Consider the following 23,893-nt stretch of genomic DNA (forward strand, 5'->3'; position numbering starts at 1 on the left):
CCAGACAATGGAAGGATCATTTTCTTGACAATATGTACATCATTACAGAAAATAAAAGCATGAAAAACTGGACGATCGTCCAAAAAAGAGGTGTCGTTTTGTCACGCCCTTCCCTTTCCCAGACCAAAGCAGAGACGAAGCGGGCCTTTTTAATTGAGCAAGCGACGTTATGCTTGTCGCAAAAGGGCTATGCACATGTTTCTTTGCGTGACATCGCCAAGGAATCAGGGGTTTCGCTCGGCATTTTACATTATTATTTTGCGAGCAAAGAAGATTTACTGCTTGCAGTCATTTCCAGATACAAGGAAGGCTTTATTGCAGAGCTGGAACGGGAGGTTGTTGAAGCACCACTCGAGCGCTGGATGGATTCTCTCTATTCGGTTCTGCATCGCAGCTTGACTCGGGACCGTGACCAGCATCGCCTCTGGTATGACCTGCAGGTGCAAGCTATGTACGTCCCCGCCTTTTACGAGCAAGTCAGCGAGATTCGCGCTCGGCTGCACAGCCTGATTGCGCAGATGCTGGAGCGGTTATCTGATGCGAAACATTCGTCCCTTACAGTGGGTAAGGAAGCAGCGACTGCACTTCTCTATTCGCTGATTGACGGTCTTTTCTTGCAATCGATGCTATCCGAAGCATCTGATTCTAAAGACGTGATCTCGCATTTTGAGCAAACGTTCCCGCTTGTTATTCAATCGCTTTTCCTACCAAAAGGCGATTCCCATTCTTCTATCAGGTGAGGTGATCTACGTTGACTGTTATCTCCTTTCAAAACCCCGCTACCGGCGAGCAGTTAGGATCGCTAACAGAAGCTACGCCCGAACAGGTTCGACAAACGATGGATCATGCCCGTAGTGCCTTCAAGTCTTGGTCTACTACTTCTCTTGCTCAGCGGCTCCATTACCTCGAACAGCTACGCCATTATTTGGTTGAGCATGGTGAACAATTCGCTCACAAAATCAGTCAGGCTACTGGAAAAGTCTCCCTGGAAGCCTTTATGACCGAAATCTTTGTAACAGTCGATACAATCCGCTTTTATGAAAAAAATGCCCAGCGTATGCTCTCTCCCCAGGTAGTGCCGACTTCACTCGTGCTTTGGCCTAAAAAGTCGTACATCCACTACAAGCCGATGGGAGTCGTAGCGGTTATTTCTCCATGGAATTATCCCTTCCAGCTCTCGGTCATTCCTGTTCTGTCAGCACTGATAGCCGGTAATACCGTTGTGCTCAAGCCGTCAGAAATCACCCCTTCAGCCGGCCTTATGATTGAGGAGCTGTTTCGTGCTGTTCCCTTGCCAGATGGTGTCGTATCGGTACTGCACGGGGGACGTGAGGTCGGTCAGGCTCTTGTCGCAGCACGACCAGATAAAATCTTTTTCACTGGCTCGGTTGCGACAGGCAAGAAAATCATGGCAGCGGCAGCAGAGCATCTGATTCCTGTGGAGCTGGAGCTTGGCGGCAAGGACCCGATGATTGTATTTGAAGACGCTCACCTCGAAAGAGCTGCCAATGGTGCTGTCTGGGGAGCCTTTACCAATTCGGGTCAGGTCTGTATGTCTGTGGAGCGGCTCTACGTCCATGAACGGGTATATCCTGAGTTTCTGAGACTCGTTACCGAAAAAGCAGTGGCTCTGCGCCAAGGCGATCCGCTTGAGGCAGAAATCGGCTCGATGACCTCTCACCAACAGCTGGGGATCATCCATAGCCATTTGGAAGAAGCCCTTGCCAACGGGGCAAAGGCTGTCATCGGCGGTCAGGTCTCATTAGACAGTATGTATATCGCACCAACGATTTTGACCGATGTAACATCCGATATGAAAATCATGCAGGAGGAGACTTTTGGACCGATCCTGCCGATTATGACCTTTTCTAGTGAAGAGGAAGTGATTCGACTTGCGAACTCCTCCCCCTATGGACTAAACGCTTCGGTCTGGTCAAAGGACAAAATAAAGGCGCAGCGAGTAGCGGAGCAGCTGGAAAGTGGCAATGTTTGTATCAATGATGTCATCATCAGCTACGCCAATCCGAATCTCCCCTTTGGCGGCGTCAAGCAAAGCGGCATCGGCCGATATCGCGGTCCGTCCGGTCTGCACGCTTTTACGCACAGCATCTCCGTCATTCGTGATCCCGGCACTCGTAAACGCGAGGTCAACTGGTATCCGTATACAAAAGATCAGGAACTCATGTTTGTCGGCCTGACGAATTTCTTGTTCGGCAAAAAACGCAAGTGGAATCGCCAAACCATCGGAGCAATCTGGCGAGAAGTAAAGCGGCTGTTTTAGCTGATTACTTGATAGTACCGTACCCAACAATCTCCAAATTGATCACAATGTTGAATCCGGCCTTCTGATAAAGCTCCATGGCAATCGGTCTCGTCCATTCCCCGTAATACTTTTGCCGCAGACTCTCTTCCAAGCTGGCCGGATCAACACCCGCTTTTTGCAGACGTTGCAGTAATTTCAACGTCTCTTTTTTGATTTCGCTCTCCAGCTGCTTTTTTAGCAGTCCCATCGCATGATTCGACTTGAGATCCTTGTTGCCCGTATAACCTATAAGCACCCCTCGCATCCCCAGCTGCATCGAAATCACCGGGCGCTCCAAACTGCCATTACTGCGAACTTTGGATTTCGACCATACAAAATCAAAGACAATCTGCTCAGTCTTTTTCCCTTTGCTCGTCTGCTCCTGATATTCAAAGCTCATTCGAGGCAGTCTGTTTCTGCCAAGCAGTGCTTGAATCAGCTTCCCCTCTCGTTGCGAAATGGAACCAATCATTTTATCGTCTTTAAACAAGGCTACTTTGGCTATTTGAACATCGTCGTCTTCCTTGACCAAGTAAGGCAAATTCGGGTCAGATACTTCATTCGTCATCATAAACACGCTATCTTGAATACTTGTAAACGAGGAAAATGCCGTTTCTGCGCGGGGACGCAAGAGGTCATTCAAATACGTGTTCAATTCCGGCTTGTTTTGATAGGAAGCACGAATCAACTCTTCAGCGCTCCCTTTCACGATTGCCACGAACGCGTTTTCACCCACGATCGGATTGCGATACAAATCCAGAATCACCTTGCGTATCCCTACCTTGCGCGCATATTCCTCGCTAAATAAAATCACCCGGAGCTGCGAAAGCGACATGGTACGTTCCGCTTTCGTCGACATTTTGAGCATGGCTTCACTCATTACAGTCGCAACCGTGGAATAAACCTGTGTCTTTTCCTTGCTATGTGTCGATGGAACTGGTGAAGATACGCTCACCTTCACATCTTTTTTATTGATATAGTCAAATCCAATGACGCCGATAAACGCCATATCTTCCAGCGATGGTCTCTCAATTTCCGGTGAGCAGCCCGCAAGAAACATGCTCGCTACAATTACCACAAGCATGTAGGTGGCAAGACGTGTCATTATGGCGCTTTGGCAAAAGGAAGGATTTGTAGCGGATCTCTGCCGTCAGAACGCTGCAGGGGCAAGAATACCGTTTCGTAGATTTGCGTATTATCGACCATCGTTTCCAGGAAAAAAACGTGCACCACTTCGTCATTTATGACCAATGACATGTTGGTCAGATCGTCCACGTTTTCCAATTGCGCTTTGATACGATCAGAAGTAATGGTCGAGTGCTGGTCATTTGGATGAGTACGACCAAAGGCTTTTGCAGCGGCCAGCTTATCTACTTGCTTTCTCCACCACTCTTTTGGTGACACGGGTAGATCCCCCCAATCGCCCTACAGGTAAATCCTTCTTACTTTGACCATCTCGTGGGGATTTTACCCAAAAAGAAAAGACGAGAGCCTATGCCCTCGCCTTTTCTCACAAACTGTATTGCCCGTGTTCTCTTATGCAAATTGCTTTGTCAGATTCGCCATCTCAATCGCCGCAGCTGCAGCTTCCCAGCCCTTGTTTCCAGCCTTTGTACCCGCGCGCTCAATGGCCTGCTCGATACTGTCTGTGGTCAGCACACCGAAAATGACTGGGATACCCGTACTGAGCGACAGAGAAGCTACTCCTTTAGCAGTTTCGTTGCAGACGTAGTCAAAGTGAGGAGTCGAGCCGCGAATGACTGCACCCAAGGTAACGACGGCGTCATAGCGCCCAGACTCTGCCATTTTTTTCGCGATCAGCGGAATCTCGAATGCTCCTGGCACCCATGCCACATCAACATGATCTTCCTCAACACCGTGGCGTTTCAAGGCATCCAGTGCACCTCCTACCAGCTTGCTGACAATCAATTCATTAAAGCGTCCGGCTACGATCCCTACGCGCAATCCCGTTCCTACTAAATGTCCCTCGAATGTTTTCATGTTCCTGTCACTCCTTATGATTGTATGTGCAGCAGATGCCCCAATTTTTCTTGTTTGGTAGAAAGATATCGTTTGTTGTGTGGATGGCTCTTCGTTTCGATCGGCACTCTTTCCTCTACCTTCAATCCATAGCCATCCAGTCCGCGAATTTTGCGTGGATTATTCGTTAAGAGCCGCATGCGGTGGACACCCAGGTCTCGCAAAATTTGTGCCCCGATCCCGTAATCGCGCAGATCAGCGGCAAAGCCGAGCTCGGCATTCGCCTCGACCGTATCCAGGCCATCCTCCTGCAGCTGGTAGGCGCGCAGCTTGTTAATCAAGCCAATTCCCCGTCCTTCCTGGCGCATATACAGCAGCACGCCTCGACCTTCTGCCTCGATTTGCTCAAGCGCGGCGTGGAGCTGTGGTCCACAATCACAACGATGTGAGCCAAAAATGTCCCCAGTCAGGCACTCGGAATGAACCCTGACGAGAATTTGCTCATCGGGTGAAATCTCTCCTTTGATCAGTGCGACATGCTCTTTTCCATCCAGCTCATTCGTATAGGCAGCAATCCGAAAATCGCCGTATTCCGTCGGCAGTTGCGTCTCGACCTCCCGTTTGACGAGCGATTCGGTTCGCATCCGGAAACGAATCAGGTCTGCAATCGTGATCAGCTTGAGATCAAATCGCTGGGCGATTTCCTCGAGCTGCGGTAGTCTCGCCATCGTGCCGTCTTCATTCATGATTTCGCAAATGACTCCTGCCGGAAAGCCCCCCGCCAGTATCGCCAGATCGACAGCAGCTTCCGTATGGCCTGCTCTGCGGAGCACTCCTCCGTTTTTGGCAATGAGCGGGAATATATGCCCGGGACGGCGGAAGTCATCCGCTCCTTTTGCTGCATCGAGCATCGCTTTTACTGTAAAGGAACGCTCTTGTGCTGAAATCCCAGTGTGAGTCGTTTGTTCATCAATCGAAACGGTAAAAGCCGTTCCTTGCTTATCCGTATTGTTTTCAACCATCGGCTTGAGCTGCAGTCGTTCCGCATCATGTTGTGTCACTGGCACGCAAACCAAGCCCCTGCCGTGTGTGACCATAAAATTTATCATTTCGGGCGTAGCCGCTTCTGCCAGGCAAACAAAATCGCCCTCGTTTTCCCGATCCTCATCATCTACCACAATAATCGCTTTGCCCTGGCGCAAATCTTCCAAAGCCTCTTCTATCCGATGAAACATAACGATTCCCTCCTCCTTTACACAAATCCGTTCTCCTGCAAAAAGGACAGGCTAAGTCCTTCTTTTTTGTTTGACTGTTCGTTCGCGGATGAGCTCCGATAACCAAGCAGGCGTTCCACATACTTGCCGATGACATCTGCCTCCAGATTTACGGAATCTCCTGGACGTCTGTCTTGCAGGCTCGTTTCCGCCAGCGTGTGCGGAATAATCGATACCGAAAAGCTGCTGTCATCTACTGCTACAACTGTCAGGCTAATTCCATCAATACAAATCGACCCCTGCAAAATGATATATTTCAAAAGCTCAGGTGCAGGCTTGATTTGAAACAAAACCGCATTGGCATGAGGCTCACGTGATACAATCGTTCCAATACTGTCGATGTGACCGGAAACGATGTGTCCGCCAAACCGATCGCCAAGCTTCATGGCTCGCTCCAGATTGACACGTTGACCAGCTCTTGCTTGTCGCAGGCTTGTTTTTTTCATCGTCTCAGGCATGACATCTACACTAAAATGCCGCGAAGTGTGAGACGTAACCGTTAGACAAATCCCGTTAACTGCGATACTGTCACCCAGCTGCACTCCCGCAAGCACTTTGTCGCAGCGAATGACGAGTCGGCCAGCCTGCTCACTTCCCGTAATTGCCTCCAAAACGCCTATTTCTTCTACGAGTCCTGTGAACATAGCAATCTCCTTTCTCATTTCTGCTAGCTCCACTTCGGATAGCCGATAATGCGAATATCTTGCTCATCTACTTGTTCTACCTGTGTCTGTGTAAGAACGACAGCCTCATCCATCGTCACGAAGCCTTGGCCGCCAAACGGCGTTGGAGCGCCATTTCCACCAAGCAGCTTGAGCGAGACATAGCTGATGATTTTTTGGATCGCCCGTGCTTGCAGAAAGGAACCGTTGACCTCTGCTCCGCCCTCTACCAAAAGAGAGGTAATCCCACGCTCGCCCAAGATGGTCAATACAGCATCCACCGTCACACCTCCGGCAACAGGAATAACCACAGCGCCTTTTGCCAGTAGAGCATCTCGCTGTTCTGCTGGAGCCTCCGCTGTCGTGAAAATCCAGGTTGGCACCTTCTCAACTTCCTGAAGGACACGGGCAGACAGTGGCGTGCGTAGCTGATTATCCAAAACAACTCGTACCGGCTGCCGGCCATACCGTTGTCCATCGCATCTGGCCGTAAGCTCGGGGTCATCTGCCAGCACTGTCCCTACCCCGACCAAAATTGCGTCAACCTGTCTGCGCAGCTCATGAACATGATCTCGTGCCGCACTCCCGGTAATCCAACGGCTGTGACCGGTGACCGAGGCAATTTTGCCATCGAGCGTGCTCGCCGTCTTGACTGTGACAAACGGATGCTTCGTCGTGATGTAATGGAAAAAAACTTCATTGAGCTGCCTGGCTTCCTCTTCCTTCACCCCGACAGTTACTTCCACACCAGCATCGCGCAGCTTTTGCACGCCATTTCCTGCCACTAGCGGATTTGGGTCCAAAATTGCGATTACGACCCGGGTAATTTCCGCAGAGATAACGGCGTCCGCGCATGGAGGTGTTTTGCCATGATGACTGCAAGGCTCAAGCGTGACATACAAAGTTGCCCCGCTGGCATTGTCTCCTGCCATTCGCAGCGCATGCACCTCTGCATGAGGCTCTCCTGCCCTAAGATGCGCTCCCATGCCTACTACCGCTCCATCCTTTACAACAACCGCTCCGACCAATGGATTCGGGCTCGTTTGGCCCGTTGCAGATTTCGCCAAGCCAATTGCCATATCCATGTATTGGTTGTCCCGTTCCATTTCTTACTCCTTTCCTTGATAGCATCCAGCCAAAACAAAAAACCCTCGAAACCTCATTCGTTTCAGGGCATAGGGAAAGAAGCCTTACCTCATCCATTTTTCAAAAAAAGAATGAAGAAAGCATGCTCGATCTTCTCCCATCCGGACTTTACCGTCGGCTCTTGAATTACACCAGATCAGTCGCTTTCCAGTTGGTCAGCGAGTCGCGGGCTATGGACACATTGGACACATCCTGTGTCATCACCGCCGGTCAGGAATTTCACCTTGCCCTGAAGATTGCTACGATATGAAATAAAAAATGCCTGAGGAAGTAAGTTTCCTCAGGGCATCGAGAAACAAGCCTTGCTTCAACCGTTTTTTTGCAAAAAACAGCTGAAAAGGCCATTCCAAATACCTTCTCCCATCCGGACTTTACCGTCGGCCTTGGATTTTCACCAAGTCAGTCGCTATCGATCCAGCTGATAGCGAGTCGCGGGCTCAGACGTGCGTTCGTCATTACCGCCGGTCGGGAATTGCACCCTACCCTGAAGGCTGGTATTCAGTTAGGCAAAGTATAACACAATTTTAGTCGGGGAAAACCAATTTGTTTACAGAACGATACTTGCAAAGTGCAAAAAAGGATATGAGATCAATAAATTTGTGCATGGACATTCCAAATTTCCCTGCCTGGGATTGGCGTGTCAATCAGATGAAGCTTGCGGAGCTGGTCAATCGGGAACGGGAAGCGGAGCAGGTCATTACTCGTCTGGATTTGCGGCTTCATGAAGTGCGCAGCGAATTGAAGAGCACATTGGGCAAGGAAAGAATTACGATCATGCAGGTCAATCATCGGGCGATCGGCATACAGGGCACATGTGATCATCCTTTGAATGAAATGCTCTATTCAAAGCTGAAATTCACACCCGGAAACCCGGTCCCCGACCACATGTGGCGCATCGAAATGGCTCCGGAATTGATGCCGTGCCTGGAGACGGATCGTCTGTTTATCCAGCAGCATAATCTGAGGGCAGGCAGCGACAAAATCTTTACCCGTCTGCAAGAGACCCCTTCCTGGAAAGCCATGGACGTCGTCAAAAACAATCGCGCTCAATTGATTCCCAACTGGTTTTTGATGAGCTGGACACCAGCCGGTCGTGATCATATACTAGATTCCCTCCTCTCCCTTCACCATGGTTCAGCCATTTAATTGAAACTGTCATCTATGAAGAAAAGCGACATATTTTCCTGTCGCTTTTTTCGTTCTTCAAAAATAAAGTCTCGAAATCTCATACCATAATCAAATTCCGACAAAAAAACTTCATAGTTTTCAACATAAAATTACATTTTTTACAGTTTATGGTTGAACACTTTTTCTACTTGTATATAATTGTAAATAGTCCAATGAGAGGAATGATTCTATTGTTTTCCAAAAACAAAATGACAGCTTCTCTTCTTTCTAGTGTTCTCTTGATCGGTTTACTAGCTCCAGTTGCTTCTGCAAAAATTACGACTGCCCGTGCTACGATTGATATTGGTTCGATTGGCTCGAGTAAATATTACGTCGATTGGGATGCAAAAACAGCAAATAGCGGTCAGCCACGAATCCAGGTATCTGCTAATGTCTACTTTAATAGCGTAAAGAAAGACTCCGATGATAAGTACGGTGCTGGATCTGTAACCATCTCCAATAGCCTATCTGCAAGCAACAGTGTGCGCGGAAAATGGGAGATCAATTCCACCCACCGCGAGTATGACGGCTCAGGAAAACGTACCGATATTGACACGGACTATGATTCTGTACAATGGGACCCAGCAGCTGCCAGATCCCTTTCCAGCAAGGATTCGATTGAAAATGACGTTCTCACCGAAATGAAGGACAGCTTTTCCTTTGATTTGGACAACTTTGCATTTTTTAGAGCTGTAGAGGTAAGCAGTTCGCACGTCTCCGATTCCTTGAAAGACATCGTCGTTACCGCGATGGATAATCAAAGAGAAGGCGACATCATGCCATTCGTGTTTGTAGACGAGTCATCTGAGGAAGCCTATATTCTGGAAAAGAAAGCGGATGGAACGAATCAGGTTACTTTCATCGGCGTAGATGAGGATGGAAGCTGGGAAGTACACGAAAAGGTAGAAAAGGAAGGCAAAAGCCTCAAATAGTGATAGATGCAAGCAGTGTGGCTCCCCGATCATCGAGCCACACTTTCTTTTTGCCTCAGCTTATTCTTTCTTTTGCATCTCTTGAACAGAGACAATCTGCCATTCGCCTGCTTCGTCTTTTTTAATCATATGCACGACATACGATTTCGTTTTGTCCTCGAAAATATACCCCTCTTGCTCTGTCTGAGCATTCATATATACGCTTGGCTTACGATCATTGATTTGCTGCTGATCCATGATATCACTCACGATGGGGAGCAGCGGATGTACCGTCTCGCTCTTAAACAAGCCGTTGGCATCGATACTGCTGTAATTGGTGAGACTGATTCCAAAGGCTTTGGCAATGGCTTCATCTACCGATTCTCTTTTGGCTTCCAGTTCTTTGTTTAATTCCTCTGTTTTCTTCACTTCTTCTGCACTTCTGGGGGTTTTCCAATAATGATATAGCTGATCCGCATAAACACCGCCGGTAAAAATCAGGATCGAACACGAAATCAATCCGATCAGTAGCCTTTTTCGCCCCTTCATTCTTTTTCGGGTACCGCTTTGAATCTTGGTCATCACTTCGTTTGCTACTGTTGACTCCTGCTGGATCGTCTCAGCCTGATCATTCAGCATGTTCCGTAACTGTGTTTCCCACATAGGTCTGCTCCCCCCTTCCTATTGGCTCAAAAGATAAGTAGCCTTTGTCTTGCAGCGTTTGTTGCATGCGCTTCCTTGCGTGATGCAAGCGTGATTTGACTGTTCCTTCTGAAACAGACAGGACATCGGCAATTTCTTTCGTTGTCATTTCGTTGAAATAAAAAAGGACAACGACGGTACGCAATTTTTCACTGAGACTGTTTACACTCTCATAAAGTGACTGATACATTTCTTTTGCCGCAATCTTTTCCTCAAAGCGTGGCGAGTAGCCGATATCAGACACAGGCTTTTGCGAAAAGATTGCTTTCCACTTTTCTTTTTTCACCATTCTATAGCTCAAGCGAATGAGAATCCGATAGAACCAGGTACGAAAATATTCCGGCTGCCGTAGTGTGTGCAATTGGTTGTAGCATTGAATAAATGCTTCCTGGACAATATCTTCTGACAGCTCTTTTTGCCTGGTAATCAAATAGGCCGTTTGCATCGCCTTATGTTCATACTTTTTCAGCAGCAGCTCGAAAGCAGCAATATGACCAGATTGGCAAATTTTGATTAAGTTTATTTCTTCCACAACCAACGTCCTTTCTTGGTCATTGTTTACTACTATAGAGGCAGGTCAGATGCTTTTGGTTCAATGCTTTGTAAAAAAATTTCCGAAAAAAAGACCTGTACCAAAAAAGGCGACAGTCTGCCCCGTCGCCTTTCACACTGCTATTCTCCAAATTCAAGCTCCAGTAGTTCACGTAAATCTGTCATATATGCGATTGGAACAACACCTTGCCGCTCCATCTCCTCACGCTTGCCATGATAGGCAACAAACCGAACATGTCCATCCTGCGCTGCTTTGCCATCAATCCAGGAATCCCCGATCATCGTCCAAGCCGAAACAGGCAGATCAGGATACTGCTTGAGAATATAGTTGATTCCAGAAGGATGAGGCTTCAACGTCGTCATTTGCTCGCGTGCAACAACCTCATCGAAATAATGGACAATTTTCGTTTCATTCAAAGCCTCTTGTGCTGCTGCATAGGCATTGTTTGTCAAAATAAACAGACGATAGCTCTGGTGCAGCTTCTCCAGCACTTCAGCTGCATGCGCTTCTAAAACCGCTCCGTGCATCCCTTCTTTTTCAATCGCGGTCACTGCTGCCCACATGTCCGACTCCAAATCGGACGTCATCCGCTCGGAGCGTCTCCCGATCTCGATCAGCTGTGAGGCCGTATAGTCTTGCCACTCTAGCGTAGGCGCACAAATCCCATTATCCACCCATGTTTGAAAAATCGCCCGCTTCATTTCCAAAAAGTTGATTCTGGATTGCAGCAGCGTGTTATCCATATCAAAAATGATCGCTCTATGAAAATTTCTGTTCATTTTTCCACCTCCCGGCTTTTTGCGTACCCATTTCTTTATTTTATATGAAATTGCTCTTGCAAACCGAATGAAAACTTACATAATCTGTAACAAAAATCTGTCATCCTACGTCTTATCATACAGGACGGTCATAACTAGTAGAGGTGAAAGATTTGCTGAAAAAAGTGGTTTTAGGTGTCCTCGTTTTTGGTTTTGCCATTGGTATCACTGCCTTCTACGCTCCAAGCACTTTCTCATCACCATTTCCTCAAAGCCAGGCTCAACCCCCACTTGAAATAGACCAGGTCAAAAAGTGGATTCAACAGCAAAGTCTAAAAAAGGATCATTATTTGGAAGAGTTGGCTTTTCAAGAAATCAATCTTGATCAGGACGAGGCGGCAGAGGTCGTTGCAACGATTACAGGTGGTGCTCATCTCGGCACGTTCTTCCTTTTTGATAAGCAGGCAAACGGCAGCTATCAACTCATATCGGAGCAGTCTTGGAAAATAGATAGCCTCGATCTGGAGCAGCCTGTCATGGAGATCGGGGATAAACGAATCTACCAAATAGTCCATCATTCTGGTGGAACCGGTGTTTCTGTAGATACCGCGGTCTTGTGGTATGTGGATAAAGGACGGTTTGTGGAGGCGTGGAGTGGAGAACTGAAGGAAGTTTCTACTTTTCAGGAAGAATACTATGTAAAGTATGGTTCCTATTATGTAGACGGTGAAAATCTGTACTATTCCACGACTTCATACAAGCGTCCTGACTCTGATACCAAAGCCGCTACCGTTTTTAATCAGAAAACATCAGCCTACACGTTCAACGGCACTATATTTGAAGCTGTGACAAAATAATCATAAATCCCAGGTGACTACACATGAAAAAATGGCTCCATCCCCTACTATTTGTATCCATCCTCTTTGCTAGTTTAACTGGTTGTGCGCAGCCATCCATCCAAGATAATCCAGCACCTTCTGAAACTCTTTCCGAGGAAATGAAGGATGAAATCATGGTCCCTTTCGATTCCAAGCAAGTATCGATTGCTGTTGACGACATTCCAGCCCTGCGCGAGTATCTCAAAGAATTTGACCAAGAGAAGCGGCAAATAGAGCTAAGTCGTATCTATACACAAGCAATTCCCTCCGAGTCAGCCGGAATGCTCGCTGATATCGGTTATTCATGCGGGACGAAGCTCTGCAGCCATGTCCTCGTTCAACTGAAGGATGACCAGACCAAAACGCTCCCTCTATGTGAAGGAAGCATCTTCCAAGCCGCTTATTTTTCCCCGGACGAAAGCAAGCTTGCGGTTCTTCTCGGCAGAAATGAAGGAGCTGACATCATTCGTAATCACGTCGTTTTCGTCGATGTATCGAAGCTGGAGGAAATAAACATTCCCGAACAAAAACAAAGTGAGCGAGTCAAGCAGCTTGTTTCGCCAGATTCTTTTCATTGGCCGATTCGTGATCTGAAATGGCTCGATGATCAGTCAGTTAGCCTGACAGTCCCGGAGCTGGAAGACTCCTCTTATGAGACGCTTGCCAATTGGAATAAAACGAATGGTCCCAGTAAAGAGGTGCAGATATCGGTGGACAACAAATCAGACTGATGCTGCCATCATCTCATTGTTTTGATTGCCTAGAAAGTTAGAAGGTGAACTACCCGATGAACAGACATTGGATTAAGCTCGTCATCTTCGTCGTTTTTCTATCTGTACTCTCAATCAGTTTCTCAAAAGAAGCTACCGCGCCTAGCAAACTCGCGCCACCGGAATATTTGCAATGGAAGGACCAGGTTGAAGCCTTGTTGCAAGACAAGCCATATGTCCTCCCCGCTTACGATCCAAACTTAGGGCCCATTGCCTTCGTGAATAATGAGTCTTCTCCCGCCCGCTTATCCTTTGAGCTCTATCGGTCAGATACTTATTCGCTTAGCAAAAAAGCTCCGAAATCACGTACCCTCCATGACTTCTACTTCGCTTTTTCTTGGGATCAAAAAGGAGTCGAGCTCAGTGATTCCGAATTATTGCACCGATTCACAGGGCTTGAAGCAATGACGCAGCCTAATCGAAAAAAAGTGGATGAAACGACATCGCTCATCCATGATTCGATTCTCGAATATCGTGAGGATCATTTGAAAATTTATCAAAGCCTTGACGGGGAGACACAGGAACAAAACAAAGACCTGCAGAGAGCAATCCTGGCCATTCTGAAAGAAAATGCAATTAAAAACGCCCAGGTTGAAATCGTCAATTTGGAGCGAAAAACAAATCTGGATTTCCATCTCATCATTCGTGATCAGCTTGTAAAAATTCAGTTCGCTGTTGATAAGCATGCTTCTGCGGATACAACGAAGGAATTGCAGCATTATTTAGGCGATCTGCACAAGCTAAACGGGTCCCCATAACAGAGGAAAAGAAAAAGGAGCGACAGCCCATTGCCGTCGCTCCTTTCCCCTATGGCTGCTGATAATACCCATCGTTTGGTGCACGTGGCACATCCGGTTTTCCCTCGGGATTGTTGTATAAATATTGAGGTACATCGCCAACGATTAGCGAGTGAGTAATCGGAATTTTGGTCGTGATTTTTTGCTCGTCTGTGGCGAATGGAATGACAATTCGCAAATCGACTTCCACAAAAATGTAGACGGTCGCGAGCACCATATTGATACCGGCTTCCTTTAACTCCGTTTCCAGCTTGGTCTTCACCGATCCGATGGGCGCAAACGTCACAGGCAAATTCGGTCCCATATTGGCTAAAAAGCTGTTGCCTGTTGCGAGGCCAAGCGGAATCGTGCGGTCTACCTTATCTGCTTCGAATTCCTGGAGCTTATTTTGAATTCGCGAGGTAGTTTCTCCCACAATTCTCGCGTATTCTTTGAAGTTAAACTGGTACGCCTGAATCTGACCCTCTTTGTTCTTATCAATCTTGACGATCTGATTGAAATCGACACCTTGCTGGGATATCCGCTTGGTTACAGCGTCCGTAATGGCTTCCTTCGCCAGCTGCTCCGCTTTTTGCGAAGCCAGTATTAAAAGTGTTGGTTCTAGCCGTTTTTGCAAAAAGAACAGAAACTGGATAGACATCACTAAAAATATCACCAGCGCGATCAAAATCGCCTTCATCGGGGAAAGCGGGTTCCTCCAACGCCGACGGGGTCGAAATATGGCCACTCCCGTCACCTCCCAATTGGTACATCCTATGGTGGGAGAGACAAAAAAAGACTACTGCTTCCCAAGCTTCAAATAGCTGCCGAGGCAGATGACGCCCAAGATAAATACCCCTTGAGCGAGTACCATCATTTCGAACAGTCCAAGTGAGATGGCAAGCGGCGGTGCAGCCACAAACCCGATAAAAAATCCCGTTCTGCTAAAGAGCCCAGAGATTCCCATCACTCTGCCACGAATCTGGTTATCCGCTTGTTGCAAAATCGTACTTTTGTACACTTGGGCACTCCCGGCAAATACCCCGGCACCCATAAGCAGCAATACCACAGTCCACTGTGCACCACCGGCAAAGGCCAGAGTCACGATCACAGCTGTCAAAAAGGAAGCAAGAAGCATTCCGTTGACCAGTGTCAGGCGCAATCGAGATGCAAGATACGAGCCGCCCAGAGCACCTGCGCTCATTAAGGTCGCGTCCCCTGCCAGAAGCCGATCAGCCAAAAACGGCAATCCATAATTATGTGCGGCAGTACTAACAGATTCAAACAGCGTCAAAAGACTAACGGCAAGCAAAATGGGCTGCGAGCGCAAATACATCCATGTAGACAACAAGCCCAAAGATGCAGACTCTCCGTCTTCCCCAACAGCCGAAGTGACTTTCGCATTGTCCTTGCTCTCCCAGCGAATCTGCGTAAGCATCAGAGCCGAAAATAAAAAGCTGGCTGCATTGCACGCGATAACGAGGGAATAGCCGTACTGATCGGTCAAAAATCCCCCCAAAGCAAAGCCTGCAATACCGACAAGCGATTCCAGGCGAACAGTACGTCCATTGATTTTGATTAGCTGACTCGAACCAAACATTTGTGGCAAGGAAGACTGAAAGCTAATCTGAAATAAGGTGTAGAGCATCCCTTTTACAAAGGCGACAGTCATGACGACATAAGGATTGGGAAAAGCAAGAATCATCAGCACAGCTAGTCCTGCCCCGAAGTCGCTTGCAATCATCACCTTTCTCCTGTCCATTCTGTCAGCCAGCATGCCTGCAATCGGACTAAACAGCATGCCCCCTACCTGGCGCATGACGAAAAAAGCGGTTAGCCAATAGGCACTATATTCAAAAGTAAAAATCAACGCACTGCAGGCAATCAAGTCCATTCGCGACCCCAAAGAAGACAGCGCATTGACATACAAATATAATTTTACATTCATGATTATCCAAACCCTCCTGACGATTTCAGGCGGTTTAGATCGTACGCCCCCAATTAGCTGGCGCGTACACTGATTATGGCAGTTGACATGCTCATGCCTCCTCATGTTCAAAAATGAGTAAATACAACAATTGATCGGCAAATAAAATCATATCATCTAATGGGGGCGCTTCCCCAAATCGACCTGTACGGCAAAAACAGCCGTGTCTTTATGATAGAACGATGGTTATGTACTGTCATCCATTTTCTTTTCACATCATCGATTGCATGGTTTTCCGCACCACTCCAAAGCCATTTTCATAACATACAGCAAATATGTTGGGTTTTGGAGGTCACTCAATGAATCAAGAAGGCTTGGAAAAAGCATTTGGCTCCCTGCATTGTCCCACAGCGGCTGAGCTTCGACAGACTCTTGAGTCGCTATCCCTTTGCAAAGACTCAATCGCTGAACATATTCCTGAGCCAGACGGCCTTCCTTACGGGCGCAAGGTCCTGGTTGCCACTCCTCATGTAGAGGTCGTCCTGATCCATCTTCCCTCCGCCAAAGAGTCCGTTCCCCACAATCATGGGGAGTCGTTTGGCTGGGAATGGATTATCTCTGGGACGCTTACAAATATTGTCTATACCTCGTCAGCTCAAGTGGAGGGTCAGGTCCAGCAATCGCAATCGACCATCATCTCAGAGGGCGAATGCTGCTATATAGCACCAGGAGAGATTCACTCCATCCGCAATAATGGGGAGACGCCAGTCATTTCCTTAAATGTTTATACGCCCCCGCTGCGCAATTCTAAACAGTATCCGTTTGCTGCTATGTAAATTTGGGCAAGACACCAGCCGTTACATCCCCGGGTACAAACAAGCGCTTTGGCTCATCTAGAACGATGGCCGCTTGATGCTTGTGTACAAGGGGGTTCTTATTTTCATTACCAATATATTCCGATCGATTAAGATGGTGATTCAAATAAAAAAACACACCTCCGAAATTAGCCGGGGTGTGCCTTGTGTACCTGGATTCCTACTACAAATTTTCCGTAATATCGGAGAGCTCATCTGCCGAGATTGCTACCTGCGCTACAGCCTGATTCATATCCTCCATCACCCGGAAAAAGTTTTCCAGCTCTTTTTGAATTCGCGAGCTCTGGTATTTACTGTCTGCCACAGCACTCATGATGCCTTCAAAAAATGCATTTGTTTCGTTAGTCATCTTCGAGCTGGACTGAACCAAGTCCTGAATGTCTGTCACGACAGATGACAGGACAACCGTTTGCTCGTTTGTTTTTTCAATCAGTTCTCGCACGCCAAAAACAGATTTCTTCGTTTGCTCGGCGAGCTTGCGGACCTCATCGGCAACGACGGCAAAGCCCCGTCCTTGTTCGCCTGCTCTCGCTGCTTCAATCGCTGCATTTAGCGCCAGTAGATTGGTTTGCTCGGCAATTGCTGTAACGACGTCCACGATTCCGCGAATCTTTTCCGCATTTTCTTCCAGCGTGTTCATCTCTTCTGAAATCTGCTTCACGCTATTCTGAATAAAGCCCATCTGCTCCTGCTGCTTCTCCAGCTTTTCCTTGCCTTCCTTGGACAGCTCTTGCGCCGTGTGTGAGAAGTTGGAACCGTTTTCGGCAAAGCGAAGCACTTCGCGGGACTGTTCCGTTAATTGCTCGACAGAAGCACTGTTTTCTTCAGAAACAGCGGCCAGCTCATGCGCGGAATTGGTCAGCGCGATTCGCAGCTCATCCTTTTTATCCTGCTCTTTTTGACGCGCACGCTCATGTTCCTTCTCGTATTCTTCCAGAACGATTTGCTGCTCAATATTGAGGATTTTCGTTACAACCTGAATCGCATGAACGAATTCCTTTTTATCGCTGATTCGGTCATTGATAATGTCCATGATGGATATAAGCAAATTCTGAAACGCACACATATACCACTTTGGCTCGAGGCCAATTCTCATGTGCATTACGGCAATACGGCTGCGCTGCTCGATATAGGCACTGTCGATCACACCGCTGAACATTTCGGTAATATGGCGGTTCAAGGTTTGCTTCAAACGCTGGATCGTACTGTTATTATGTATGATCGTCATGAGGATTTCTTCTTTTTCTATGTTTGCATAAAAGTAATCGACGATGCCATCAATATGTTCAACAATAATGGGCTGCAGTTTTTTCGCGACAGCCAAATCTTCCTCTGTCAAATGAATGAGGGCAATTTGCTTGGCAAGCTCGGAGTGGGATTGAATCTTTACCTCTCCCTTTTCCAAGCTATCTTGAAAAAACGACTCCCTTCTTGGTTTTCCTTTGCCTCCGAACAAACTGGAAAACGGGCATGTACTCATAGGGTGGACTCCTTTTTTTGCGTGAATATTCTATACACAATACCGTGAAGTATACACTTGAATAGATTTCCAATCCGGTACATCCTTTCAATTATATACCCGAAGATAAGGCAGTGTAAACAAGAGGCAGAGGGCTTATTTGTGAATAAAGTATTCAGTACCAAAGTAAGAGGACTTCCATCCGCTGAGGCTGACAGAAGTCCTTTTCATGCCTACATTTCGGCCTTTTTTACCTTTGTACTTTGCAGCTTCCAGCTATTGTTCTCCCATTTCCAGACAGACTCCACATACGCGATCGTATCTGCATTTGCAACACCGCTTACCCGCTGGATTCCCTTCAACTCGCATATGCCGTCGCCGTTTTCATCGATCGGCTCCAATACACTGAACGTGTTCGGCATGACTTCTGTGGGCTGTACGAGCTTCCCATTTTTGTAGACGCCCGCTTCCTCGTAGATATTCTTGCGGTCGCTAACATCCAGTGTCGTTGTTTCGTTTGTCTCTTTGATCGTCAGTTGCACCTTGTAGTTATCCTGATAGGCCCCCGTAATAGTCAAGGATTGCGGGATTGGCAGGACTACAGGATTATTATCCTTGTCACTGAACAAATAGTAATCGGAGGTGCCAGCACTACCGCCAGTTGGAGCCTGGACGAGTATTTGCTTGGCCTTGCTTCCGATGAAGTCACAAAAGGACATTTGTGGTTGATAGCCACCATAAGTCGTCGTGAAAAAGGATGTTTTCTTCGCAGCAGGGTCTTGCACCATGACCTTCAATCGCTCGTAGTACGGGCTGTCAGCAGCAAACCGCTTCCCCAAAAGAGTGACGATATCTGGTCTACCATCACCTGTTACATCCTGCCGCTTGATTTGAATCTCTTCGTAAACCACGGGGGCTGGAGCCAGCTGACCAGGCTCTTGTGGAGGAACCGCTTGTCCTGCGGTCATCAGTCCCAGTCCCCAGATCACGCTGCCAACTACCCCAAGCCAATTGCTTGCCCACATACCTTGGAAACCACCTTTCCTCTTTTTCGTTATACGGGTAGTATGCCGAAAAGATGTACGGAAACTTCCCTATACGATAAAATGATTGAGATGATTTCCAGTTTATGAGGAACACTATTTCTGGAAACGTGCACTATGATTTGGGATTGCGAGAGTTGGGTTCATCGCTTTTCTCGCAAACAGACATGCCCTCTGACATACATTTGTAAAAACTTTCGAGGAGGAATGATTTGTATGGAAAAGCCCTGCAATCCAGGTGTAGCAAAAACGCCACCCAGTCGAGTGGCGCTACGTCATGCCTATGAGCTGATTCTCACCCGAATCATGCCACGACTGTCTTCATCCCCACAATCCACCTGCAGGAGAATGAATCATGAAGATCAGATTGATTCAAAACGGAATCATAACCACGATTGATGATATTGAGGAAGCAGCTACTCCGCCTGATAAAGGCTTTTATTGGATTGATGCCACACCATTCGATCTGGATATTTTACAACCACTCTTTGGGTTACATCACCTGGCTGTAGAGGATTGCATTGATGAGGAAGAGCAGCGCCCAAAGCTTCAGTTTTACGACGATCATTACTTTATGGTGATCAACGGGATAGCCTTTCACAATCAGGACATCTTCTTGCGTGAAATCAATATTTTTCTCGGCAGCAACACCATTATTACCGTCACAAAGCAAGAGGCACCAGAGTTTGCATCCATGCTCGGTATTATCCGAGAAAAAGAAGTTAACCGTTCCGATGCCTTCCTCTACTATCTGGTCGACCAAATTGTCGATCGCTATTTCGATGTCACCGAAAAAATTGAAGACTTGATTGAAGATCTGGAAGAGCAAATCTTGATGAAGACACGCAAACACCAGTTAGAGCAAATCATTGGACTGCGCAGTGAAATTTTGTATGCGCGCAAAATGCTCGTGCCGCAACGAGACCTGATTGATGCCCTACACAAAAAAGAACTTCCGCTCATCCAGCCTTATCTGCGGAAGTACTTTGGCGATATCGTAGAAGATGCCAGCAAGATCGTAGAAAGCTTTGAGACCTTTCGCGATCTCATCGGAAACTTGCGAGAAGCCTATCAGGCTGCACTTGCTGGACGAGCCAACGACATCATGCGTGTGTTTACTGCTTTGACGACGATTTTTATGCCACTCACGATTGTCACAGGTATATACGGAATGAACTTCGAAGTCATGCCAGAGCTGCATACCCGCTACGGCTACTATGTCGTATTGGGCTGTATGGCAGCAATTGGCGTTACGATGTTTATCATTTTTAAGAAGAAAGAATGGCTGTGATCTGCCCCGCTTCTTTAAACGAGGTCACCGCAGGCGATGATCATCAAAGCAAGGTTATCAGATAAATTGCATTCGTACGGCTGAGTCAATTCCTGTCCCTCCGCATCCACCAGAACGCGGATGATCGGGCGACTCGGCATCCCTTTATTGGAATCAACAACAACACCCGATACGCCAGAGCTTAATGTAACACTGAGCCCAATGGGATAAAGCGCGATGGTATCGCGCAGCGCCTCTACATACTTTTGATCAAACAGCTTGTCCGAGCCGGAATAGAGAACCTCCATCGCTTCATGCGGGAGCATCCCCCTGCGATATACACGATGGGATGTCAGAGCATCAAAAACATCAGTAACCGCCATCAAACGGCCATACGGGTGAATTTCTTCCGCTTTGAGCTTTCGCGGATATCCTGAACCGTCCCAGCGCTCATGATGCTGAAAGGCACAATGTGCAGCCAGCAGGGGGATCTCGTCCTGTCTTCGCAGCATTTCAAAGCCGTATTCTGTATGCTTTTTCATGATTTCAAACTCTTCTGCTGTGAGGCGACCCGGTTTTTTCAGGATCGTGTCCGGAATTTGCATTTTCCCTACATCATGCAGCATACCGCCGATACTGATTTCTAGTACTTCTTTTTCCGAATAACCGGTTTTAATAGCAAGTGCTGTGCTATAGAGCGCGACGTTAAAGCTGTGGGCAAATATGTAATTATCGAAAGCACAGGCGTCTGCCAAAAGGTTCATCGCTGCACGGCTGCCATTGAGCTCGTCGACAACAGCGGTCATAACCTGACGAATATTGCGGCCAAATGACTTGTCCGAAAAAAGCTGCTGCCATTTTTGCGGGACTTCATGTACAGCACGAAAGGTATCATGAATGATAGACATAGCCTGCCGGCGTGTTTGTTCGGTAATAACTGTTTCCACAATGATGTCATTCGTGCGATCATCCTGAATATAGAGACTGGCTATATTTTTGCTCTTCAGTCTCATAAGCATCCGCTGCGTAAGCTCTACACCTGCGCCAACTAGTACTGTTCCATTTTCTGTATAAATCGACCGGGCCAGCTTATCGCCCGGCTGGCACTTTTGAATAGATTTCAGTCTCATGCGAAACCTTCGCCTTTCCTCAGGGTAACCCTATTATAGCGTGACTCGACGAGATTCTACATGAAAAATTTTCTAAAACAAAACGCCTTTGTCACAAAAATGGACGAAGGCGTTTTCAAGCATGTATATGTTTCATGTACATTACAACATTTTAACGACAGCATCCCTACCAATCATCCCGGCATGAATACCTTGTTGCTGCGCTGTAGTGGTCACGGATTCCAACGGCGCGTCCAGCAGCTCCTGAATCGTTTTGACCCCAACAGCCCGACCAGCCAAAATTTCTCTTGACGCTAGACGCTCATTCAAAAGTCCCACATCGAGTGCTCCACACATGATATAGCCGTGATCTGTCGTTACTGCAAGCAAGGTCGTTTTCGGCAAACGCACAGTAACAGCGATCGCAGTTCCTTCTGGAAAATGGATCGGCAATACTTCGACCATCACGTATACCTCCTTTTTCTTATCTGTCACGTGGCGTTACCATCCTATGACATTTAAAAGAAAAGTGTGAGGCGAGACCGCTTAGTGCATCATCGTGGCAGGGAACTGTTCATCCTCCATTGCTACCTTACGTTTCATGACCTCAATCATGTAGGTAGCCATCATCTGAAACAGCTCTTCCTCCTCCATATCGTCCACCAAGTCAATCAGGTCTTCGCGAGACTGGTCTGCCAAAATACCGACAACTACCGCAGTGATATCTTCTTCATCTCCATTTAAATGCCCTCTGTACAACTCATACAGTTCATCAATAAACCGCATCGCCTGCTGCCCCCTTTTCCATAGCATGCCCTCTTTGGAAACAAGGACCTTGCTTTTCAGCAAAAGGTGGACATCGCACATGCTATGGCGAGGGAACCGGTTCCCAGCGCGGAAGAAAGGCATTTTGCAACAGCGCCTGGTCCGTAACAGTCCTGGCGATGACCTCCCGCAGCGTTTCAGGCAAAAAGAACTGAATATGAGTTCCTTGGAGCAGATCAGGGAACAGCCTGTTATACATAAACATGTCAACCGTTCCTACTCGATATTCCTGGTCTGCGACGAGCGGTTTGCCATTTACCTCAATTTCCAAAATATGTGGATGCTCGCCAGCTATGTAACGGATATACAAGCCATCTACAGCCATCCAGCCCTCTACCTTGCCGCGAAAGCCATATCCCCGAAGCTCCCGATGCACCATTTCTGGCTGAATCGACTGCTCTAGCATACTCATGAGCTGCTCACCAGTAAGCGTGACGGCACAAGCACTGATTGGATGAGGGATGGACTGAAGCAGATCGCCAAAGGACAAGCCTCCTCGATGCAAATCCGCGAGCAGCAGTCCCCCGTTAGCCAGCCCAATCTCTGCGCCTGTCCATTTGCGGATGCTGGCAGCCAAAAAAGAGCCAAACGCAGTCTCCTCGCTCCAGCCCACCTGCAGATCATGCTCCAGATTTGTGAAGGGATGGAACAGCTTTTTCTGTGCAGCTTCTTGTTCCTTCTCAATAAACGAGCGCAATTGTTCGTCTTCCGGATAATCTTTAGTGGCAAACAACTCTGCAGAAACCGATGCCAAACGCTTTGCATCACGATCCCAGCCTAGCTTTACATGTCCTACATATTCTCCAAAGCGTCCAGTTTGAGCGACCAGCGTCCCTGCGATATGCTCCCCATGCAGAAGAGTATGATGGGTATGCGCCCCCAATATCACGTCTAGTCCATCCACCTCTTGAGCCACCCAGCAGTCTGTCTGGTAGCCCAAATGAGACAAGAGAACGATCACATCAGCCTGTGATCGCAAAGCAGCTACCTGCGCCTGAATCACTGGCAATGGCTCTGCAATCTCCCAGCCCATACTCCGATAAGAGGAGACAAAAGGAATGGTTACGCCAAGCAGCGCAACCCGCAAATCAGCAAACTCATGGATAGTGTAGGGAACAGCCCATTGCGGCTGCGTACAACTAGCGGCATCATGCAGGTTGGTCGTAATGACTGTGAACATGGCTTCCTCATACAATTGATCCAGCTTTTCCTTCGTGAGGGTGATTCCTTCGTTGTTCCCAATGGTGGCGTACTGATAGCCGCTACGGTTCATCACACCGACATTCGTTTTCCCATAAGTGGCCTCAGACTTTATATCCATCCGGTCCATATGATCGCCGATATCGACGGTAAGCACACAGTCTCCGCTGCGCTCCCATTCTTCCCGACAGGTCCGAAGGCAGGTCGCAATCCGCGGCATCGTAGCAAAATGGCTGTGCAAATCGTTGGTGTGCAACAAATGCAAGGTACAGGTGTCAGCCACGACTTTCCCTCCCTCTTCGCTTA

The 23,893-nt window shown here is 47.6% G+C and carries 27 protein-coding genes and 2 riboswitches; of the genes, 10 read left to right on the plus strand and 17 right to left on the minus strand.

The features are described 5' to 3' along the window. Positions 1-98 precede the first annotated feature (98 nt). On the plus strand, positions 99-740 hold the full coding sequence (locus ADS79_RS27445; RefSeq protein WP_049742162.1) for a TetR/AcrR family transcriptional regulator: 642 nt from the start codon (positions 99-101) through the stop codon (positions 738-740). Between the two features lie 11 nt (positions 741-751). Continuing rightward, a complete protein-coding gene (locus tag ADS79_RS27450; RefSeq protein ID WP_049741631.1) occupies positions 752-2,281 on the plus strand; it encodes an aldehyde dehydrogenase family protein in 1,530 nt (509 codons plus the stop codon). A 4-nt stretch (positions 2,282-2,285) separates the two neighbouring features. Here ADS79_RS27450 and ADS79_RS27455 read toward each other — a convergent pair whose 3' ends face one another. From ADS79_RS27455 to ribD, 6 genes are all read right to left on the minus strand, one after another. Then, positions 2,286-3,386, minus strand: a complete 1,101-nt coding sequence (locus ADS79_RS27455) for a Ger(x)C family spore germination protein (RefSeq protein WP_236700124.1) — start codon at positions 3,384-3,386, stop codon at positions 2,286-2,288. Between the two features lie 20 nt (positions 3,387-3,406). Next, the gene (locus ADS79_RS27460; RefSeq protein ID WP_049741633.1) at positions 3,407-3,706 is read right to left on the minus strand and encodes a hypothetical protein; all 300 of its coding nucleotides are present in this window, start codon (positions 3,704-3,706) and stop codon (positions 3,407-3,409) included. Positions 3,707-3,838: 132 nt separating this feature from the next. Then, positions 3,839-4,303 (minus strand): 6,7-dimethyl-8-ribityllumazine synthase, encoded by a 465-nt coding sequence (gene ribH / locus ADS79_RS27465; protein WP_049741634.1) that lies wholly within the window; start codon positions 4,301-4,303, stop codon positions 3,839-3,841. 14 nt (positions 4,304-4,317) lie between these two features. After that, positions 4,318-5,517 carry a bifunctional 3,4-dihydroxy-2-butanone-4-phosphate synthase/GTP cyclohydrolase II gene (locus tag ADS79_RS27470; protein WP_049741635.1) on the minus strand — a complete coding sequence of 400 codons (1,200 nt, stop codon included), beginning with the start codon at positions 5,515-5,517 and terminating at the stop codon, positions 4,318-4,320. A 17-nt stretch (positions 5,518-5,534) separates the two neighbouring features. Next, positions 5,535-6,200: a riboflavin synthase gene (gene ribE, locus ADS79_RS27475; RefSeq protein ID WP_049741636.1), complete on the minus strand. Its 666-nt coding sequence runs from the start codon at positions 6,198-6,200 to the stop codon at positions 5,535-5,537. 23 nt (positions 6,201-6,223) lie between these two features. Continuing rightward, positions 6,224-7,324, minus strand: a complete 1,101-nt coding sequence (ribD, locus tag ADS79_RS27480) for a bifunctional diaminohydroxyphosphoribosylaminopyrimidine deaminase/5-amino-6-(5-phosphoribosylamino)uracil reductase RibD (RefSeq protein ID WP_049741637.1) — start codon at positions 7,322-7,324, stop codon at positions 6,224-6,226. Between the two features lie 125 nt (positions 7,325-7,449). After that, positions 7,450-7,605: riboswitch (FMN riboswitch) on the minus strand. A gap of 107 nt (positions 7,606-7,712) precedes the next feature. Then, positions 7,713-7,860, minus strand: a riboswitch (FMN riboswitch). An 86-nt stretch (positions 7,861-7,946) separates the two neighbouring features. On the opposite strand from ribD, the gene ADS79_RS27485 reads away from it, so the two are divergent. Continuing rightward, complete coding sequence (locus tag ADS79_RS27485) at positions 7,947-8,510, plus strand: TroA family protein (RefSeq protein WP_141261070.1); 564 nt, start codon at positions 7,947-7,949, stop codon at positions 8,508-8,510. 212 nt (positions 8,511-8,722) lie between these two features. Continuing rightward, on the plus strand, positions 8,723-9,463 hold the full coding sequence (locus ADS79_RS27490) for a hypothetical protein (protein WP_049741639.1): 741 nt from the start codon (positions 8,723-8,725) through the stop codon (positions 9,461-9,463). Between the two features lie 60 nt (positions 9,464-9,523). On the opposite strand, the gene ADS79_RS27495 is transcribed toward ADS79_RS27490, so the two are convergent. The 3 genes from ADS79_RS27495 to ADS79_RS27505 form a co-directional block, all read right to left on the minus strand. Continuing rightward, the gene (locus ADS79_RS27495; protein ID WP_049741640.1) at positions 9,524-10,105 is read right to left on the minus strand and encodes a hypothetical protein; all 582 of its coding nucleotides are present in this window, start codon (positions 10,103-10,105) and stop codon (positions 9,524-9,526) included. After that, positions 10,071-10,676 (minus strand): RNA polymerase sigma factor, encoded by a 606-nt coding sequence (locus ADS79_RS27500; RefSeq protein WP_049741641.1) that lies wholly within the window; start codon positions 10,674-10,676, stop codon positions 10,071-10,073. The genes ADS79_RS27495 and ADS79_RS27500 overlap by 35 nt, the downstream gene beginning before the upstream one ends. 140 nt (positions 10,677-10,816) lie before the next feature. Next, complete coding sequence (locus tag ADS79_RS27505; RefSeq protein WP_049741642.1) at positions 10,817-11,476, minus strand: HAD family hydrolase; 660 nt, start codon at positions 11,474-11,476, stop codon at positions 10,817-10,819. A 152-nt stretch (positions 11,477-11,628) separates the two neighbouring features. Between ADS79_RS27505 and ADS79_RS27510 the strand changes: the two genes are divergently transcribed. From ADS79_RS27510 to ADS79_RS27520, 3 genes are read left to right on the plus strand one after another with little or no spacing between them, the layout of a single operon-like run. Continuing rightward, positions 11,629-12,312 carry a hypothetical protein gene (locus tag ADS79_RS27510; RefSeq protein ID WP_049741643.1) on the plus strand — a complete coding sequence of 228 codons (684 nt, stop codon included), beginning with the start codon at positions 11,629-11,631 and terminating at the stop codon, positions 12,310-12,312. A 23-nt stretch (positions 12,313-12,335) separates the two neighbouring features. Beyond that, positions 12,336-13,064, plus strand: a complete 729-nt coding sequence (locus tag ADS79_RS27515; RefSeq protein ID WP_049741644.1) for a hypothetical protein — start codon at positions 12,336-12,338, stop codon at positions 13,062-13,064. 56 nt (positions 13,065-13,120) lie between these two features. Continuing rightward, the gene (locus ADS79_RS27520; protein ID WP_049741645.1) at positions 13,121-13,861 is read left to right on the plus strand and encodes a hypothetical protein; all 741 of its coding nucleotides are present in this window, start codon (positions 13,121-13,123) and stop codon (positions 13,859-13,861) included. Between the two features lie 49 nt (positions 13,862-13,910). Here ADS79_RS27520 and yunB read toward each other — a convergent pair whose 3' ends face one another. Together yunB and ADS79_RS27530 are read right to left on the minus strand one after the other, a co-directional pair. Then, on the minus strand, positions 13,911-14,636 hold the full coding sequence (gene yunB, locus ADS79_RS27525) for a sporulation protein YunB (RefSeq protein WP_162839551.1): 726 nt from the start codon (positions 14,634-14,636) through the stop codon (positions 13,911-13,913). 42 nt (positions 14,637-14,678) lie between these two features. Then, complete coding sequence (locus ADS79_RS27530) at positions 14,679-15,827, minus strand: MFS transporter (RefSeq protein WP_049741647.1); 1,149 nt, start codon at positions 15,825-15,827, stop codon at positions 14,679-14,681. A 338-nt stretch (positions 15,828-16,165) separates the two neighbouring features. Here ADS79_RS27530 and ADS79_RS27535 point away from each other — a divergent pair, with 338 nt between their 5' ends. Further along, positions 16,166-16,642 (plus strand): cysteine dioxygenase, encoded by a 477-nt coding sequence (locus tag ADS79_RS27535; RefSeq protein ID WP_049741648.1) that lies wholly within the window; start codon positions 16,166-16,168, stop codon positions 16,640-16,642. A 202-nt stretch (positions 16,643-16,844) separates the two neighbouring features. Here the strand turns inward: ADS79_RS27535 and ADS79_RS27540 are convergent, their stop codons facing one another. Further along, positions 16,845-18,161, minus strand: coding sequence for a globin-coupled sensor protein (locus ADS79_RS27540; protein ID WP_049741649.1), 1,317 nt, complete (start codon positions 18,159-18,161; stop codon positions 16,845-16,847). A gap of 212 nt (positions 18,162-18,373) precedes the next feature. After that, a complete protein-coding gene (locus ADS79_RS27545; RefSeq protein WP_049741650.1) occupies positions 18,374-19,165 on the minus strand; it encodes a hypothetical protein in 792 nt (263 codons plus the stop codon). Positions 19,166-19,399: 234 nt separating this feature from the next. On the opposite strand from ADS79_RS27545, the gene ADS79_RS35095 reads away from it, so the two are divergent. Together ADS79_RS35095 and corA are read left to right on the plus strand one after the other, a co-directional pair. Beyond that, a complete protein-coding gene (locus ADS79_RS35095) occupies positions 19,400-19,582 on the plus strand; it encodes a hypothetical protein (RefSeq protein ID WP_141261072.1) in 183 nt (60 codons plus the stop codon). Further along, positions 19,539-20,474, plus strand: coding sequence for a magnesium/cobalt transporter CorA (corA, locus tag ADS79_RS27550; RefSeq protein WP_049741651.1), 936 nt, complete (start codon positions 19,539-19,541; stop codon positions 20,472-20,474). Before ADS79_RS35095 ends, corA begins: the two co-directional genes overlap by 44 nt. Positions 20,475-20,488: 14 nt before the next feature. Here corA and ADS79_RS27555 read toward each other — a convergent pair whose 3' ends face one another. From ADS79_RS27555 to ADS79_RS27570, 4 genes are all read right to left on the minus strand, one after another. Then, positions 20,489-21,583, minus strand: a complete 1,095-nt coding sequence (locus ADS79_RS27555; protein ID WP_049741652.1) for an HD-GYP domain-containing protein — start codon at positions 21,581-21,583, stop codon at positions 20,489-20,491. A gap of 141 nt (positions 21,584-21,724) precedes the next feature. After that, complete coding sequence (locus ADS79_RS27560) at positions 21,725-22,027, minus strand: YunC family protein (protein WP_049741653.1); 303 nt, start codon at positions 22,025-22,027, stop codon at positions 21,725-21,727. Between the two features lie 81 nt (positions 22,028-22,108). After that, positions 22,109-22,348, minus strand: coding sequence for a DUF6154 family protein (locus ADS79_RS27565; RefSeq protein WP_049741654.1), 240 nt, complete (start codon positions 22,346-22,348; stop codon positions 22,109-22,111). Between the two features lie 82 nt (positions 22,349-22,430). Further along, positions 22,431-23,870, minus strand: a complete 1,440-nt coding sequence (locus tag ADS79_RS27570; RefSeq protein WP_049741655.1) for a bifunctional metallophosphatase/5'-nucleotidase — start codon at positions 23,868-23,870, stop codon at positions 22,431-22,433. Between the last annotated feature and the right edge of the window lie 23 nt (positions 23,871-23,893).

This window comes from Brevibacillus reuszeri (assembly GCF_001187725.1).
In the GTDB taxonomy this organism is placed as follows: domain Bacteria; phylum Bacillota; class Bacilli; order Brevibacillales; family Brevibacillaceae; genus Brevibacillus; species Brevibacillus reuszeri.